This is a genomic window from Piscinibacter gummiphilus (assembly GCF_002116905.1).
Lineage (GTDB): Bacteria > Pseudomonadota > Gammaproteobacteria > Burkholderiales > Burkholderiaceae_C > Rhizobacter > Rhizobacter gummiphilus.
The window spans coordinates 4,571,022-4,587,290 of record NZ_CP015118.1 but is presented as its reverse complement, the minus strand read 5'-3'; the positions used below and the strand labels follow the sequence as shown (position 1 = coordinate 4,587,290).

The window sequence follows — 16,269 nt, the reverse complement described above, 5'->3', positions numbered from 1 at the left end:
GGCGGGTCCTAGTGGAGTCGTTTCCAGAGGGTGTCGAACTGCACCTGGAACTGGCGCACGAGGCCGGGGTCGTTCTGGACCACGAGGTTCTCCTCGTTGACCTGCGCCGCGCTGCGCGTCCAGTTGTAGCTGCCGTTGAGCAGCCACGTGCCGTCGAACAGCGCGAACTTGTGGTGCATGTGCGCGTCGGTGCGATCGACGGCCACGGGAATGCCGGCCTGGCGCAGCTGCGCGATGTCGCTGCCGGCGTCGAACTCCTTGTCGTTGTCGGTCACGATGCGCACGGCCACGCCGCGCGCGTGGGCCGCCAGCACCTCGGCCGTGATGCGGTCGTCCGACAGCGTGAAGACGCAGAGGTCGGCCTGGCGCCGCGCCGCACGCAGGCGGTCGACGATGGCCTGCAGGCAGGCCATGCCGGGACTGAAACAGGCCGACGCGACCGGCGTGCCCTGTGGCGCGCGGCCCACGTCCAGCGCGCGCACGACACCCTCGAGCCACTTCAGCAGGCCGGCCACGTCGTCGGGCGAAGGCGACGCCGCGAGGCGCTCGCGCACGAGGTCGAACGCGCGGTTGCGCAGTTGGCGCAGCCCTTCCTCGGGCGGTGACGCCTGGCGCAGCGCCTGCGTGAGGGCGCGCTTCTCGTCGTCGCTCAGGCGCTCGTCGGCGATCGACAGTTCGATCTGGGTCAGGAGAAGTTCCATGGTGGTCAGGCCTTCGGCGAGGTCTTGCGCTTGACGTCCTCCAGCGCGCGGCCGACCCGTTCGACCTCGTCGCGGATGGAGCTGTCGAGCTTCAGCCGGTGTTCGGTGGCGGCGATCAGCGGCACCATGATCTTGCGGTACGTGATCGACAACTCGAGCAGCGCGTCGGCCATGCGCCGGCCCTCGTCGTTCGGCGCCTCCGGCTTCAGGCCGTCGACCGCGCGGGCCACGTCGAGGAGGGTGCTGGCGATGCGCGTGCTGCCGTCGGTGTCGTCGCCGCCCAGCTTGCGGCGCCGGACGAACTCGTCGCGGATGTCGCGGTAGCGCCTGTCCTCGTCGGCCGTGGGGCGGCCCAGCAGCTGCGCGAGCTTGAGCAGGTTCTCCTCCGCGCCGGTCGTGAGCGTCTGCGCCTCGCCGCGGTAGTGGTCGCGCAGCAGCGCGTCGAGTTCGTCGTCGCGCATCAGCGCGGTGATCTTGCCCGCGAGCTTCGTCATGTTGCGGTAGCTGCCCTGCAGCTTGAACGGCGGCTCGGTGCGGTAGGCATCCTGCTGCGCGGCCGACTCGATGTAGGCGAGGTTGACCTTGAGCAGCAGGTCGCGCGCGCGGAAGAGCCGCTGCATCAGCGCGGTGAGTTCTTCCAGTTCAGCCGCGCTGTACGCGTGCGTGAACGTGCTCGACGGCACGTCCTCGCCCGAGGCCAGGCGCACGAGGCGGTGCACGTCCTGCGGGTCGCGCGAGGCGAGCGGCATCAGCGCGGGGTTCGCGGTGAGCGCATTCTCGATGTACGACAGCGCGAAGATCGCCTCCTTGCCGCCCAGCACGTCACCCAGGTTGTAGATGTCCGCGCGGTTGGCCAGCATGTCCGGGATCTTGAACACGTCGCCCGACTCGGTGTACGGGTTGCCCGCCATCACCACCGCGAAGCGCTTGCCGCGCAGGTCGTGGCTGCGGGTCTCGCCGTTCCACACGCCTTCGATGCGGCGCGTGCCGTCGGCCAGCGCGATGAACTTCTGCAGGAACTCGGGGTTCGTGTGCTGGATGTCGTCGAGGTACAGCATCACGTTGTTGCCCATCTCGAGCCCGAGGTTGAGCTTCTCGAGTTCCTGGCGCGCGGCGCTGTTGGGCGCGGTGGCCGGGTCGATGCTCGTGACCTGGTGGCCGAGCGCGGGGCAGTTGATGCGCACGAAGATCAGGCCCAGGCGGTCCGCCACGTACTCCATCAGCGTTGTCTTGCCGTAGCCCGGCGGCGAGATGAGCAGCAGCAGGCCCATGCGGTCGGTGCGGTTGCCTTCACCGGCCGCGCCGAGCTGCTTCGCCAGGTTGTCGCCCACGAGTGGCAGGTACACCTCGTCGATGAGCCGGTTGCGCACGAACGTCGACAGCGGCTTCGCCTGGAACTGCGTCAGCCGCAGGCGCGTCTTCTCCTTCGCGATCAGCTCGTGGCGCAGCGCCTGCAGCGCTTCGAAGCCGGGCACGTCGTGGCCGGTGTGGTGCAGGTAGCGGCGCCAGAAGTCGTTGAGGTTCAGCGCGAGCTGGCCGCCGGCCACGCGCGGGTGTTCGGCGAGCAGGCCGGTCAGCGCGACGTCGAGGGTGGCGTTGATGCGCGCGCGGGGGCCGGGGAGGGCGAACACCATGGCGGCGTCGTCGATCCAGGCGAGTGCGTCGGGCGACTGGGTGCGGGCGAACGCCCCCACCCAGTCGCGGGCGAGGCGCCAGCGTTCGGGGGCGGTGGCGGCGTCGAGGTCGGCCGACCAGGCGGCCAGGCGGCCGCCGCGTTCCAGCTCGCGCGACAGCGCGTCGGCCAGGTCCTGGCCCGCGCCGCTCAGCACCCAGGCTTCGGCACCGTGTTCGCTCGCGAGCTGGTGGATGAAGTACGTGGCGGACTGTCGGGTCAGCGTGGCCAGCTGCTGCGCGCGGTCGGTGGCGCCGTCCTCGGGCAGCAGGTCGGGCAGCACTTCGCGGGCGAAGTCCGACAGGGCCTGTGCGATGTCGGCCTCCAGCCGGACCATCGCGTCGCGAGTCCCGAACAGCTCGCGCATCTGCATCGCCGCGCGGGCACGCCGCTGCAGCGACTCGCGTTCGGCGACGAAGCGGCCGTGGTGCCAGTAGAGCTGGGCCAGCGCGCGCTCGGTGGGGCCCCAGGCGAGCAGCCCGGCCTGGGCCTGCATCGAGACCAGCGCGGCGAGCACGCGGGCCGCGTCCTCGTCGTGCACACCCTTCTGGTAGCCCTCCTGGTAGCGGGGGGCAGCGTACTGGCGCAGCGCCGACAGCAGCGCCGCATGCGACTCGGCGCCGTCGCCGGCCAAGCGGGACAACTCGTCCCACGAGAGCGACACCTCGCCCCGCTGCGCGGCTTCGAGGAAGCGCCCGGCGAGGAACTCGGCGCGGGCGAGCGACGGGCTCTCCGACACCAGCGGCCGCGACCCGTAGGCGGCGAGTGGCGCGAGGCGAGGCTCGTCCACGGGCGCGTGGTAGTCCGTGCCGGACAGGTGATAGGCGAGCCCGTCGTCCTTCGGCACCAGCGTGAGATCGAGCGGCTGGCGGTTGATCGTGAAGGCGTGGCGGCCGAGGCGCAGCGTGTTGCCGTCGTCGGCGACGAGTTCGCTCTTGTCGCGCACGGCGCGCAGTGCCGAGTCGCGGGCGGTCTTGAGGCGCGTGTCGAGGTCGTCGGCGGCGACGGCCGCGCCTTGCGCCCGCAGGTCCTCGATCAGCTTGCGCAGTTTCGCGAGCAGCGGGTCGGCGGCGAAGTAGCTGTGCACCTGCGCGAGGTCGGCCAGCTGCGACACGCGGCGGGGCACGCCGTCGAGGATGCGGCCGGCCGCGTCCACCAGCGCCTGTGCGCGGCGCTGCCGGGCGTCGACCAGCGTCTGGCGTCGGGCCGACAGGGCTTCCACCACGGCTTCGCGCTTGTCGGCGATGTCGGCGAGGAACCCTTCCTGTTCGGCGAAGCGGCCTTCCAGTTCCTCCAGCTGGGCCAGCAGGCGGGTGAGGGTGTCGTCGCACTTCTCGGGCGTGTCGGCGAACTCGAGGGCGTTGTCGACCGCCTGGCCGAAGAGCTTGAACTGCGCGCCGAACTCGGCGGCCGCCTCGCTCGAGCCGAGGGTCTTGCGCCGGTTGCGCGCGTCGGCGCGCAGGCGGTTGATCTCGGTGTAGAGCAGCGAGATGCGGTCGAGGATGGCGGTGCGGACGACGGCGTCGCCGCCCGGCAGGTTGCCCAGCTGTTCGGTGAGCACGTCGACACCGGCGGCGAGGCCGTCGAGCGTTTCCAGCACCTGGGCCAGCAGCGACGTGGTGCCGGCCTGAGGCAGTTCGGCGGCGAGGCGTGCCAGTTCCTTCTGGTGGCCGTCGAAGGCCCGCTCGTCCGCGAGGAACTGCAGCGCGCGCTCGCCCACGCGCTGCTGCTCCGCCACGAGCTCGGCGTCCATCGCACCGATGCGGTCGAGGTCGGCGTACCGCAGCTCGCGGAGCATCTGCAGCTGGCCGCGCTGCTCGCGCAGGCGGCCGAGCGCCTGCATGAAATCGTCGGGACGCCGCCAGAGCATGCTGGCGATGTCGGTGGTGAGCGCGCGTTGGGCGCCTTCGGCCTGCGTGAGCGCGCGGGCGGTGTCGCGCCGGATGGCGTCCACCTTCTCGAACTCGGCGAGGGTGTTGCGCGACGCGTCGGCGATGGCGCGCAGCGTCGTGTGCAGGCCGCCGGCCTCGGGCGCGTCGAGCCAGAAGTATGCGTCGGCCAGGCGGGTGCACTGGCGGATCAGGTCGTCGTACGCGGCGCGGGTGGGCACCTGCTCGCGCACGGCCCGGGCGATGCCCATCAGGTCGGACACGCCGCGCACGAGGTCGGCGTTGCCCACGCGGCCGAAGAAGCCGGTGCCCCGGGGCTGGCGGCTCGCGTGTTCCTCGTGCGCGAAGGGCGTCTGCCACAGCTGCATCGGGTGCACACGCACGGGTTCGCCGCGGTCGGCCTGGAACACGAGCATGCGGCCGTCGGGCAGCCGGGCGTAGCCGTTCACGACGATCGGCGGGCTCAGGGCCTTCTCGATCAGGTTGTACGTGAAGAGGCCGTAGTGGCCGCTGGCCGGCTGCGAGAAGATGTAGAGCACGTCCTCGCCGTTCGGCGAACGCACCATGCGCTTGAAGCGCAGCGCGTCCACCAGTTCGCCGGGCAGGTCGAAGGTCTTCGTTTCGCCGGACTGCAGGTAGCAGCCGCCGGGGAAGACGATGCCGTGGTCCTCCGGCAGCTGGATGCACGAGGCGCCGATGGCGTCGATGCGCTGCACCTGCTGTGTGCGGGTGTTGTAGACGAGGTAGCGCGTCTGCGTCTCGCGGTACGGCTTGACCCGCAGCAGGATCAGCAGCCCGAGCTTCGCGTAGGCCACCTCGGCGTCGGTGAGCGACTGCGTGGGGTCGCTCACCGGCTCGCTGTAGATGCCGTGGCCGGTCTCGGTGTTGTTCTCGATCTTGACGGTGAGGTCGCCACCGAGCGTCTCGACGAACACCGTGTCGAGGATGTTGATGTGGGGGAAGCTGCCGCCCACGTGGTCCTCGCGCGTGCACACCGTCCATTCGAAGTCGTGGCTCGGGGGCAGCGCGATGTCGCGTTCACCGCGGTTGTCGGTGTAGCGGATCGCCCCGTCGTTCTCGATGGACCAGCGGAACACCCGCACGTCGCTGACCTGCTGGCCGATCTGGAACGCCGCGAGCAGCTTGTCGTGCGTGACACGCAGCTGCGTCAGCGTGGCCTGCTTGTAGTAGGTGTAGAGCTCGCGGAAGTCGGCGAGGAAGCGCGGGTCGTCGAGGAAGGTGCCGGCCGACGGCACCGATTCGAGTTCGTCGCCGCCGTCCGCCGCGGGCAGCCGGTACAGCGCGAAGACGTCCTCCACGGCCGTTTCCTTGCGCAGCCCGATGAAGACGTTGTAGCCGAACAGGAACAGGTCGCCGATGACGACCAGGTCGCGGGCGACGCAGTTGTTCTCGGTGCGTGCCCGCGTGCGCAGGATCATCGCCTGCTCGGAGCGGCCGAACTCGGCCAGCCGCGCGGTGTTGAGCGCGCGGGCCTGTTCGAGGAGCGTGCCGCCCTGGTCGGCGAGGCGCTTCTTCAGCAGCTCGTAGGAGCCGCTGTCGGCCACCATCCGTTCGGTGGTGTCGGTGGAGGAGGTGTCCGCCATGCCGGGTTACTGCTTGAACCCGTTCAGCAGCCCCTGCAGCGCGGCCTTCTGCGACTCGCTGCCGTCGCGCATCACCTTGCCCAGCAGGGCCGAGACGGTGAGGTCCTTCAGCTCGGCCGTCGAGTCGCCGAGCGCGCCCACCACCGTGCGCACGTCCTCGATCACGTCGCGGTTGCCGGCCAGCTGGTCCTTGAACGCGACCTGCAGCGTGTTGCTCTTCGCGATGGTGCCGTCGATGTTCTTGCCGATCGAGATGGCGTTGACGAACCTCTCGAAGTAGTCGCCCTGGCCGCCGACGATGTCGATGTTGGCCTTGGCGAGCGCCGTGCCCAGCACCTCGGCCTGGTCCTTCGCGATGGCGGTCTGCGCATCGATGCCCTTGAGCGTCTCGACGTGCGCCATCTCGAGGCGCATGCGGTACTCCTCGTGCGCGCGGGTGTCCGGGCCCATGGCCTTCATGGCCTCGAACTTCTCGCGCAGGCCCTTCGCCTCGGCGTTGAACTTGGCCTCGACCACCTGGGCGTCGACCTGGCCCGACTTCAGCGCGGCGTCCGCATCGGCGGCACGCACCGACACCTCGGCCATGCCCAGCTTTTCCTTGCCCTGCGCCTCGGCCTCGAGCTTCGCGCGCAGGCCGGAGGCTTCCGCCATGGCGGTCGCTTCCACCACGGTGGCGGTGGCCTGGCCGGTCTTCAGCAGCGCTTCGGCGCGCGCGAGTTCCACCTTGGCGTCGACGAGGCCCTGCTTCTCCTTCGCGTCGGCGCTGGCGATCAGCACGCGGGCGTCGGCCAGGCCCGGGGCGGCGGCGATGGCGGTGAGGCCTTCGGCCTCGCGCTTCTTCGATTCGGCGTCACGCTCGGCGACCTTGAAGCGGGCCTCGGCGAGCGTCTGCTCCTCGGTGGCCTTGTGGCGAGCGCGGCGCTCCTGGGCCTCGGCGGCCTTCACCTCCAGCACCAGCTTCTCTTCGGCCTGGCCTTCGGCCATGATGATCGTGGATTTCTTCGTGCGGTCGGCCTCGGCCACCACACGCACGTCCTTGATCGCCTCCTCCTGCTCGGCCACCGTGCGCTCGACGACGATGCGCTCGCGGATCACGTCGGCGATGGCCTTCTTCTGCACCTCGACCGCCTTTTCCTTGTCGATCTGCTGCAGCGTCACTTCCTTCTCGCGCGCGACGATCTCGAGCTGGCGGGCGCGGATGACCTTTTCCTCCTCGATGGCCACCGCACGCTTGCGGTTGTTCTCGGCCACTTCCTTCTCGCGCAGCACGTTCTCCTGCTGCACCGACACGACCTGCTCGGTGTTCAGGCGGGCGAGCTCGGTCTTGGCCTGCTCCTCGGCCTGCACCTTGGCGGTCTCCGCTTCCTCGCGCGCGCGCACCGAGGCCACCTCGCGCTTCTGGCGCGACTGGGCGTCGGACTGCTGGCGCTCGAGCTCCAGCAGCGTCTCCTGCGCCTCGACGTCCTTCTTCTTGATCTGCATCTCCTCGTTGCGGCGCAGCTCGTTCGTGCGCACGTGCTCCACCGCGGTGAGTTCGGTGATCTTGCGGATGCCCTGGGCATCGAGGATGTTGTTCGAATCGAGCTTGTGCAGCGGCGTCTGCTCGAGGTAGTCGATGGCGGCGTCGTCCAGCTTGTAGCCGGACAGGTCACCGCCGATGGCCTTCAGGATCTCCTCGCGGAAGTGGGCGCGGTCCTGGTACAGGTCCACGAAGTCCATCTTCTTGCCGACGGTCTTGAGGCCTTCGGAGAACTTGGCCGAGAACAGCTCCTCGAGCGTCTCGTGGTTCGACGCGCGCTCGCAGCCGATGTTCTGGGCCACCTTCAGCACGTCGTCGGCCGTGTTGTTCACGCGCACGAAGAACTTCACCTTGATGTCGGCGCGGATGTTGTCCTTGCAGATCAGGCCCTGGTTGCCCGAGCGGTCGATCTCGACGGTCTTCACGGAGATGTCCATCAGCTCGGCCTTGTGGATGATGGGGTACACCATGTGGCCGGTGAAGGTGACGTCGGGGTCGGCGCGCAGCGTGTTCACGATGAGCGCGTAGCCTTGCTCCACCTTGCGGTAGAACTTGGCGAACATGGCGAACAGGCCCAGGATGAGCAGGGCCAGGACTCCGACGGCGATGAAGATGGGCTCCATGAATTTCTTCCCTCAGCTTTATTGGTTGGAATGCGTGACAGCGATGGATGGGGTGGTGTGGCGCGCGGGCGCGTTCACACCTCGGGTTCGATCGAATAGCGTTGTGTGGCGGGGTCGTAGTCGACGATGCGGGCGGCGGTGCCGCGGGTGAACACGTTGGGCTCGGCGGCACGCACGTCGATGTTGAGCGGGGCGCCGCGGCGCGGCACCTCGGCCTGCCCGAAGGTGTCGGTGACGCGGCTGGTCAGCACGCTGCAGCGTTGCCCCACGAGCGATGCGTTGGTGGCGGCGCCGTGGGTCACGAACAGGCGGCGCAGCGGCCGCAGGCTCACGGCCGTGGCGGGCAGCGCGAGCGCGAAGCTGCCGAGGAGGGCGGCGGTGCCGGCGGCGAGCTGCAGGAGCAGCGTGGGCACGAGGGGCAGCAGCCACATCGCGATCAGGCAGCACACGGTCCACGAGATCAGCACGAGCAGGCTGATGGCGACCGAGAACGGCACGCCGCCGAGGCCGAAGGCCACGATGAAGCCGGCGAGGGTGCCCAGGTCGTCGACGCTGGCGTCAGCCTGCAGTTCGAGGTCGATGCCGCTGCTGTCGAAGTCGACGACCCCGACGACGGCCAGCACCCAGTAGAAGAGCACCATGCCCAGCAGCGCCGTGTAGATCGCCGTGGGGAAGCCGAAGGCCGCCCCGTAGAAGTTTCCCATTCCCTGCTCCCTCGTGGTTCCGCGCGCTGTTCTGTGTTCTGCCGCGCGTGATGCCGGTCATGGCGCCGGCGTGCCCTCGTCCGGTTGTCCGGCGAAGGCGATGAGTTCCGCGGTGACCCGCTCCTTGATGGTCAGCCGGTCGTCGCCCGCCAGCCCGTAGCGCTTCGCCAGCAGCTCATAGTCGGCCGGGCTCAGCGACACGGTCAGGCGCGGCCGCTTCGGTTTCTCGGCCGTGGGCAGGTCGAGCAGCTTGCGGATCTGGTCGGAGTTCGAGAGGTGGTTCTCGAACGCCGCCTGGCGCACCGCCTGCAGCACGGCCTCCTCGACGTCGAAGGCGACCTGGACGGCCCGGATCGCCTCGTCGGACGAGGTCCAGCGGGCCGGCTTCTGCCGCACGGTCATTCGGCCGCGGGAGCCGTGCGCGTGGCCGCGCGGGCGCGGATGCGCGCCATCGCGTCGCGCTGGCGGTCGGCCTGTTCGCCGATGCCCGCCTCGCGCAGCTTGCGGTCGAGTGCGCCATGGCCCAGTTCGCCTTCCAGCTGGTCGGCCGCGGTCATGCGGTCGGCCAGTTCCTCGTGCCGCTGCTTGATGCGTTCGAGCGACTCGCGCGCGTTCAGCAGGCGCGAGCCGCCGCTGCCCAGGTTCTCCGAGATGGAGCGGGTGGCGCGGTAGACGCTTTCGGTGGTCTTCGCGATGCCGATCTCGCGTTCGTGTTCGCGGATGCGCTGCTCGGCGGTGCGCACCAGGTCCTTCAGCTTGACCACCTGCAGCGCGTAGGCCGCATGCGCCTTCGTCTGGCCGGCGAGTTCCTCCTCGAGCGCGGCCACGCGGCCGGCCACTTCCTCGGCCAGCGACTCCTGCGACTTGTCGAGCGCCTCGACGGCCAGCGATTCGTAGCGCGCGGCCTCCTGCTGCAGGCGCTCGATCTCGCGGGCGCTCTGCATCTCCTTGGCCATCACCATCGTCAGGTCGTTGCGGGCGGCCACGATGGCCTGGCGCGCGTCGACGATCTCCTGCTCGTAGATGCGGGTGGCGTTGGCGTCGACCACGCTTTCACCGATCTCGCGCACGCTGCCGCGCAGCAGGGTCACCACTCTCTTGATCACGGACATGGGGCTCTCCTATTCCAGGAACTCGGACAGGGCGTCCAGGGCGTCGAGCGCGTTGTCGCTCAGCACCGCGACGTCCTGCGCGACGGCTTCGACGGGGGCGTCGATGGCGAGGGCGCCGGTCAGCACGTAGCGGTCACCGATGCGACCGAACGCCGACAGCGGCACGGAGGGGTTGAGTTCGAGCAGCGTCTGCGCCAGTTCGTTGCGGCGCGCGGGCTTCACCTCGGCGTCGGTCCAGAGGTAGCAGAGGCAGAGGATCTGCGTGTCGGACCGCGTGATGAAGATCGGCAGCTCGTCGCGGCCGCCGATGTTGACCTGCACGACGGGCACCTCGCCGGGGATGGGCTGCAGCTGCACCGCGACCTTGCCCATCAGGCGACCGAGGTGGTCGTCGAGGCGAAACAACTGCTCGTGAAGTGGTTTCATGGCTCCTCTCGTTGCAGGAGCCGACGCGGCCCCATGCGTTGCAGCGTAGGGCTCGCGACATAACATGTCAACCACTCCGAAGGGGGGGAGTGGTGAGCAGTTGTGGCGGGGACCTCAGGCCCGGCCCAGCCGCACCCCCGCGTCGAGCAGGATCACCTCGCCCGTGGTCTTGGACGCGCCGGCTCCCAGCCACCACGCGGCGTCGGCCACGTCCTCGGGCTGGATGACGGCGCCGAGCGTGGCGGTGTCGCGGTAGGCGCGCTGGGCCTGCTCGTAGCCGGTGGCGCCCAGGCCCTCGCGCAGCCAGGGGGTCTCGACGAAACCGGGGGCGATGGCGTTGACGCGCAGCTCGGGGCCCAGTGCGCGCGCGAGGGCGATGGTCATCGCGTTGAGCGCACCCTTCGAGGCCATGTAGGCGATGGACGAGCCGCGGCCCATCATCGACGCGATGGACGAGACGTTGACGATGCCGCCGCCCGGCGTGCGTTTCATCAGCGGCACGAGCGCGCGGGTCATCTGGTACGTGCCCACGACGTTCACGTCGTAGATGGCGTGGAAGTCTTCCGCCGACACGGCGTCGAGGTCCTTCAGCGGCGCGAACTTCGTGGTGCCGGCGTTGTTCACGAGCACGTCGACTCGCCCCCACGCGGCTTCGGCTTCCGTGGCGACGCGCCGGCAGTCGGCCTCCGAGGCGATGTCGGCCTGCACCACGAGTGCCTCGACGCCGAACGCCCGGCATTCGGCGGCGACCGCCTCCGCGGGTTCGGGCTTGCGCGAGAAGTTGACGACGACGTTCCAGCCGTTGCGCGCGTAGAGGCGGGCGGTGGCGGCGCCGATGCCCGAGGAGGATCCGGTGACGACGGCGACCTTGCGGCGCTCTTTCAGGGCCGGGGTCATGGGCGGGTGCGCATCAGCGTGCTCTTGCCGAAGAGGCTTTCGATGAGGTCGACGGCGACCTCGGCGGTCTTGTTGCGCACGTCGAGCGCGGGGTTGAGTTCCATCACGTCGAGCGAGCCGAGGCGGCCGGTGTCCGCGATCATCTCCATGCAGAGCTGGGCCTCGCGGTACGTGGGGCCGCCGCGCACGGTGGTGCCCACGCCGGGGGCCACCTCGGCGTCGAGGAAGTCGACGTCGAAGCTCACGTGCAGGTGGGTGTTGGCGTCGAGCGTGGCGAGCGCGATCTCCATCGTGTGGCGCATGCCCATCTCGTCGATGTAGCGCATGTCGAAGACCTCGAGGTCCATCTCGTGCACGAACCGCTTCTCGCCCTGGTCGACGCTGCGGATGCCGATCTGCCGCACCCACTTCGGGCTGATGGCCGGCACGTGGCCGCCGATCTCGACGAGCTCCTTCGGGCCGTGGCCGCACAGGCAGGCCACCGGCATGCCGTGCAGGTTGCCGCTCGGGGTCAGGGTCTGCGTGTTGAAGTCGGCGTGGGCGTCGAGCCAGAGGATGCGCAGCTTGCGGTTCTGCTCGCGGCAGTACCGCGCCACCGCGCTGATGGACCCGATGCCGAGGCAGTGGTCGCCGCCGAGCAGGATGGGGCGGCGGCCGAGCGCGAGCTCGGCGTACACGGCATCGTGCACCGCGATGTTCCAGGCCTGCACCTCGGCGAGGTGCCGGTAGCCGTCGACGGGCGGCAGGTTGGGGTTGGGCGGGCCGGAGAGGTTGCCGCGGTCTGCCACGTCCAGGTCGTGGCTGGCGAGCACCGGGCCGATGTTGGCGACCCGCAGCGCCTCGGGGCCCATGCTGGACCCGCGGGTGCCCGCGCCTACGTCGGTGGGGGCGCCGATGAGGCTGACTGGCTGGTTCATCGCGGGCCCCTTTCCAGGCGATGCCTGAGGTGGTTGACGGACGGGATCAGATGTCGGCGGACGCGCCGCCCTTCTCATTCTCGTGCAGGCTGAAGCCGTATTCGGCGTCGAGGATGTCCCACGCTTCCTCGGCCGTCTCGACGAACTTGAACAGCTGCAGGTCGAGTTCGCTGATCATGCCCGTTTCGACGAGCCAGTCGAAGTTGATGAGCTTCGTCCAGAACTCCTTGCCGAACAGCAGGATGGGGCGGCGGCGGCACTTGCCCGTCTGCATCAGCGTCATGACCTCGAACATTTCGTCGAGCGTGCCGAAGCCGCCCGGGAAACACACGAGCCCGATGGAGCGCATCAGGAAGTGCATCTTGCGCAGGCCGAAGTAGTGGAACTGGAAGCACAGCTCCGGCGTGATGTACGGGTTCGGCGCCTGCTCGTGCGGCAGCACGATGTTCAGGCCGATGCTCTTGCCGCCCACCTCGAACGCGCCGCGGTTGCCCGCTTCCATGATGCCGGGGCCGCCGCCGGTGACGACGTACAGCGGCGTGGTCATCGACCGCGAGCGGGTGGTGACGATCTCGGCGAAGCGGCGGGCTTCCTCGTAGTAGCGCGACATCACCAGGTGGCGGTTCGCGATGGCGAGCGCGGTGGGGTTGCCGGCCGAGGTGGCGTCGGCGACGAGGCGTTCGGCCGTGTCGCGCGGCACGATGCGGGCGCTGCCGAAGATGACGATGGTGCTCTCGATGCCCAGTTCCTGCTGCTGCATCTCGGGCTTGAGCAGCTCGAGCTGCATGCGCACCGGGCGCAGTTCCTGGCGCAGCAGGAAATCGGTGTCGGTGAAGGCGAGGCGGTAGGCGCTTTCAGGGCCGTCGTAGTTGGTCTGCGGGACGGCCTTGCCGGCCTCCTGCTGGGCCGAAGGGAAGTTGCGTGCGGTCAGGTCGGAACGTTTGTTCATGGGTCACAGCTTAACGCGCCGGATGCGGACCGCAAACCGGGCACTCGGGGTCTCGCGGCGCGCGGATCTCGGTCCAGGTCATGTCGCGCGCATCGAGCATCTGCAATCGACCTGCAAGCGACGTGCCCACGCCCGCCAGCAGCTTGAGCGCCTCGGCCGCCTGCAGGCTGCCGATGATGCCCACGAGCGGGGCCCACACACCCATCGTGGCGCAGTTCGTTTCCTCGGCCGGATGGTCGGGCGGGAACACGCAGGCGTAGCAGGGCGCCTCGGGGTTCCGCGAGTCGAACACGGACACCTGCGCGTCGAAGCGGATCGCCGCGCCCGACACCAGCGGCTTGCGGTGGCGCACGCACGCGGCGTTGAGGGCCTGGCGGGTGGCGAAGTTGTCGGTGCAGTCGAGCACCACGTCCGCCGAGGCCACGAGTTCGGCGAGGCGGACCGCGTCGGCACGCTCCTGCAGCGCGACGACCTGCACGTCGGGGTTGATCGCGTGGATGGCCTGCGCCGCGGACTCGACCTTGGGCCGGCCCACGCGCGAGAGGTCGTGCGCGATCTGCCGCTGCAGGTTCGTGAGGTCGACCGTGTCATGGTCGACGAGGGTGATGCGGCCGACCCCGGCGGTGCCGAGGTACAGCGCGACCGGCGAGCCGAGGCCGCCGGCACCGATCACGAGGGCGTGGGAGGCGAGGAGGCGCTGCTGGCCCTCGATGCCGACTTCGTCGAGCAGGATGTGCCGGGAGTAGCGGAGGAGCTGGTTGTCGTCCATCTCGATGGGTTCACCACCACCGCGGTCATCCCGGCGAAGGCCGGGACCTTGGGCGGTGGTCGAAGGCTCGTCCGTCGAAGGAAGCACAGGGTCCCGGCCTGCGCCGGGATGACATGCTTCCTGTTGCGATGTGTCAGTTCGTCTTGGTGTCTTCGTCGGGCTTGCGTTCCGTCGCCGTCTTCGAGACCTGCACCGGCTTGTTCTTCAGCTGGTTCAGCGCCTGCATCAGCGGGAAGTCTTCCGGGCTGCCGAGTTCGGGCGGCTGCTTCAGCGGCGACTTGCCGGCCTTCGCGGCTTCTTCCTCGTAGCGCTTGCGGGCTTCCTCGCGGGCCTTTTCGCGGGCGACGTCCTTCTCTTCCACGCCCTGGCCGCTTTGCAGGTGCTTGTCGAGGTCGGCCTCGCGGGTGCGCAGCGCGGAGTACAGCGGGCCGTCGGCGGTCTCGTCCAGCATGATGTCGGGCACGATGCCCTTGGCCTGGATGGAGCGGTCGGCCGGCGTGTAGTAGCGCGCGGTGGTGATCTTGATGGCGGCGCTCGGGCACTTGTCGATGCGCTGCGGCTCGGCACCGAGGCACATCAGCGTCTGCACCGATCCCTTGCCGAAGGTCTGCGCGCCCATCACGGTGGCGCGCTTGTGGTCCTGCAGCGCGCCCGCGACGATCTCGCTCGCGGAAGCCGACCCTTCGTTGACGAGCACCACCATGGGCACCGACTTCACGGCGTCGGGCAGGCGGCGCAGCGGGTCCGGCGGCAGCGAGCGCAGCAGGCCGCGGCCTTCGTAGTAGAGGTAGTCCTTCGGCGTGGCGCGCAGCACCGACTTCGACGCGGCGAGCTGGCCCTTCGTGGAGACCACCACCACCTCGGGCTGCAGGAAGGCCGCCGCGATGGCGACGGACGCGACGACGGAGCCGCCCGGGTCGTTGCGCAGGTCGAGCACGAGGCCCTTGAGCTTCGGGTCTTCCTTGTAGATGGCCTCGATCTTGGAGACGAAGTCCTCGACGGTCTTGTCCTGGAACTGGCGAACCTGCAGCCACGCGTAGCCGGGTTCGACGACCTTCGCGCGCACGCTCTGCGCCTGGATCTCGGCGCGGATGATGGGCACGGTGAAGGTGCGCGACTCGGTCTTGCGGAAGATCGTGAGCACGACCTTCGTGTTCGGTTCACCGCGCATCTTCTTCACCGCCTGCTCGACGGTGAGGCCCTTGACCTGGGTGTCGTCGACCTTCGTGATGAGGTCGCCGCTCTTGATGCCGGCCTTGTAGGCGGGAGAGCCTTCGATGGGGGTGATGACCTTCACGAGGCCGTCTTCCATGCCGATCTCGATGCCGACCCCGACGAAGCGGCCGGTGATGCTCTCGGAGAACTCCTTGACGTTCTTCTGCTCGATGTACTGGCTGTGCGGATCGAGGCCCGCCACCATGCCGCCGATGGCATCGGTGATCAGCTTCTTCTCATCGACGGGCACCACGTAGGTGCTCTTGACGAGTTCGAAGACGTTCGAGAGCTGCTGGATTTCCTCGAGGGGGAACTGCGCCGCGGTGTTGCGGGCCGTCGCCTGGAGCTGCATGGTGGTCAACGCCCCGGCCACCGCACCGAGCGAGATCCAGCCGGCAACCTTCAATTTCGAACCCATAGATGACCTGCTCCTGGCCGGATGACCGGCAAACCCCAAAAAAGAATCGATTTCAGTATATGACGCGGGACCCCCGTTTTGAGGGGGAAGGAGACCGGAAGTTTCACCGTATTTGCGAGCAGCGGCGGCGTGGGAGACTGCTGTGTTGCTGCGTGTGTCGACCCCGTTTCGGGGTGTTGCGTGGCCGCTTCGCCAGGGGCGCGGTGGATCCGGAAACCCGTGATGTTTGACCGTGGCGAAGAACGCTGTGTGGCGAGACCCCCATAACCAAGGGGAAACAGGGGGTTTTGTCACGTTCGACCTCGTCGCCGGATGGCACCATGGCATCGCGTCACAACGTTTTACGTTCCACCGGGTGCCACATGAGCGAGCTTCACCACAGTCTTGAATCGATGGGTGTCTTGCAGTACTTGTTTGCCGTGGCCTTCCTCATCTGCTACGCGCTGGTGATCGGCGACTTCTTCGGTCCCGGGGCGCGTGGCGGCATCGCCGTCGCGGGCCTGGTCGCCGCGGCCGGCTTCGCCTTCTTCACCACGCCGTGGGTGCACGGCGTGCTGCTCACGGCCTTCGCCGTGATCGGCATCGGGCTTTTCCTCGGGGTCGCCTGGCTGCTCAAGACCCTGTTCGCCTCCGCCGTGGGCGAGGTGTCGGTCGAAGCAGCCTACGACGACGCCATCGCCGCCGAATCCGAACTCGATCCGCGCGAACTGCGGCAGAACGTGCCGGCCCGGGCCCTTTCCGACGTGGGCGCGCCCGATGCGATCCCGCTCGGCGACAAGCTCCCGGAACCCGCCCTGGGCCGCCTGCTGCGCGGCGACGGCCCCACGCTCGACCAGCGGCCCTCCTGAGGCCCC

13 protein-coding genes are annotated in these 16,269 nt (G+C 69.1%); 1 reads left to right on the top strand and 12 read right to left on the bottom strand.

What is annotated here, in order from left to right; translation table 11 throughout:
- Positions 1-8 precede the first annotated feature (8 nt).
- The 12 genes from A4W93_RS20805 to A4W93_RS20750 all read right to left on the bottom strand — a co-directional run bounded on the left by A4W93_RS20805 (position 9) and on the right by A4W93_RS20750 (position 15,415).
- Positions 9-701, bottom strand: coding sequence for a phospholipase D-like domain-containing protein (locus tag A4W93_RS20805; RefSeq protein ID WP_085752428.1), 693 nt, complete (start codon positions 699-701; stop codon positions 9-11).
- Between the two features lie 5 nt (positions 702-706).
- Positions 707-5,866, bottom strand: a complete 5,160-nt coding sequence (locus A4W93_RS20800) for a DNA repair ATPase (protein WP_085752427.1) — start codon at positions 5,864-5,866, stop codon at positions 707-709.
- A 6-nt stretch (positions 5,867-5,872) separates the two neighbouring features.
- Entirely contained in the window at positions 5,873-8,008 is a 2,136-nt protein-coding gene (locus A4W93_RS20795; RefSeq protein WP_085752426.1) for a hypothetical protein, read from the bottom strand.
- A gap of 74 nt (positions 8,009-8,082) precedes the next feature.
- Positions 8,083-8,712, bottom strand: coding sequence for a ubiquinone biosynthesis protein (locus A4W93_RS20790; protein ID WP_085752425.1), 630 nt, complete (start codon positions 8,710-8,712; stop codon positions 8,083-8,085).
- A 57-nt stretch (positions 8,713-8,769) separates the two neighbouring features.
- A complete protein-coding gene (locus tag A4W93_RS20785; protein ID WP_085752424.1) occupies positions 8,770-9,114 on the bottom strand; it encodes a hypothetical protein in 345 nt (114 codons plus the stop codon).
- Complete coding sequence (locus A4W93_RS20780; protein WP_085752423.1) at positions 9,111-9,824, bottom strand: PspA/IM30 family protein; 714 nt, start codon at positions 9,822-9,824, stop codon at positions 9,111-9,113. The genes A4W93_RS20785 and A4W93_RS20780 overlap by 4 nt, the downstream gene beginning before the upstream one ends.
- 9 nt (positions 9,825-9,833) lie before the next feature.
- Positions 9,834-10,250, bottom strand: coding sequence for a YjfI family protein (locus A4W93_RS20775; RefSeq protein ID WP_085752422.1), 417 nt, complete (start codon positions 10,248-10,250; stop codon positions 9,834-9,836).
- 114 nt (positions 10,251-10,364) lie between these two features.
- Complete coding sequence (locus A4W93_RS20770; RefSeq protein ID WP_085752421.1) at positions 10,365-11,147, bottom strand: SDR family NAD(P)-dependent oxidoreductase; 783 nt, start codon at positions 11,145-11,147, stop codon at positions 10,365-10,367.
- Positions 11,144-12,064, bottom strand: a complete 921-nt coding sequence (gene rocF, locus A4W93_RS20765) for an arginase (RefSeq protein ID WP_085752420.1) — start codon at positions 12,062-12,064, stop codon at positions 11,144-11,146. Before rocF ends, A4W93_RS20770 begins: the two co-directional genes overlap by 4 nt.
- A 46-nt stretch (positions 12,065-12,110) precedes the next feature.
- Positions 12,111-13,013 (bottom strand): LOG family protein, encoded by a 903-nt coding sequence (locus A4W93_RS20760; protein WP_085752419.1) that lies wholly within the window; start codon positions 13,011-13,013, stop codon positions 12,111-12,113.
- Between the two features lie 10 nt (positions 13,014-13,023).
- Positions 13,024-13,782, bottom strand: coding sequence for a HesA/MoeB/ThiF family protein (locus A4W93_RS20755; RefSeq protein WP_085752418.1), 759 nt, complete (start codon positions 13,780-13,782; stop codon positions 13,024-13,026).
- A gap of 133 nt (positions 13,783-13,915) precedes the next feature.
- Positions 13,916-15,415 carry a S41 family peptidase gene (locus A4W93_RS20750; RefSeq protein ID WP_085752417.1) on the bottom strand — a complete coding sequence of 500 codons (1,500 nt, stop codon included), beginning with the start codon at positions 15,413-15,415 and terminating at the stop codon, positions 13,916-13,918.
- A 401-nt stretch (positions 15,416-15,816) separates the two neighbouring features.
- On the opposite strand from A4W93_RS20750, the gene A4W93_RS20745 reads away from it, so the two are divergent.
- On the top strand, positions 15,817-16,263 hold the full coding sequence (locus tag A4W93_RS20745) for a hypothetical protein (RefSeq protein WP_157131718.1): 447 nt from the start codon (positions 15,817-15,819) through the stop codon (positions 16,261-16,263).
- The last annotated feature ends 6 nt before the right edge of the window (positions 16,264-16,269 follow it).

What these genes read in the sequence shown, in the direction of transcription:
- A4W93_RS20770 (WP_085752421.1), bottom strand. Translation starts at nt 11,147, where the DNA reads ATGACCCCGGCCCTGAAAGAGCGCCGCAAGGTCGCCGTCGTCACCGGA.
- A4W93_RS20795 (WP_085752426.1), bottom strand. Translation starts at nt 8,008, where the DNA reads ATGGAGCCCATCTTCATCGCCGTCGGAGTCCTGGCCCTGCTCATCCTG.
- A4W93_RS20780 (WP_085752423.1), bottom strand. Translation starts at nt 9,824, where the DNA reads ATGTCCGTGATCAAGAGAGTGGTGACCCTGCTGCGCGGCAGCGTGCGC.
- A4W93_RS20800 (WP_085752427.1), bottom strand. Translation starts at nt 5,866, where the DNA reads ATGGCGGACACCTCCTCCACCGACACCACCGAACGGATGGTGGCCGAC.
- A4W93_RS20790 (WP_085752425.1), bottom strand. Translation starts at nt 8,712, where the DNA reads ATGGGAAACTTCTACGGGGCGGCCTTCGGCTTCCCCACGGCGATCTAC.
- rocF (WP_085752420.1), bottom strand. Translation starts at nt 12,064, where the DNA reads ATGAACCAGCCAGTCAGCCTCATCGGCGCCCCCACCGACGTAGGCGCG.
- A4W93_RS20750 (WP_085752417.1), bottom strand. Translation starts at nt 15,415, where the DNA reads ATGGGTTCGAAATTGAAGGTTGCCGGCTGGATCTCGCTCGGTGCGGTG.
- A4W93_RS20760 (WP_085752419.1), bottom strand. Translation starts at nt 13,013, where the DNA reads ATGAACAAACGTTCCGACCTGACCGCACGCAACTTCCCTTCGGCCCAG.
- A4W93_RS20785 (WP_085752424.1), bottom strand. Translation starts at nt 9,114, where the DNA reads ATGACCGTGCGGCAGAAGCCGGCCCGCTGGACCTCGTCCGACGAGGCG.
- A4W93_RS20775 (WP_085752422.1), bottom strand. Translation starts at nt 10,250, where the DNA reads ATGAAACCACTTCACGAGCAGTTGTTTCGCCTCGACGACCACCTCGGT.
- A4W93_RS20755 (WP_085752418.1), bottom strand. Translation starts at nt 13,782, where the DNA reads ATGGACGACAACCAGCTCCTCCGCTACTCCCGGCACATCCTGCTCGAC.
- A4W93_RS20805 (WP_085752428.1), bottom strand. Translation starts at nt 701, where the DNA reads ATGGAACTTCTCCTGACCCAGATCGAACTGTCGATCGCCGACGAGCGC.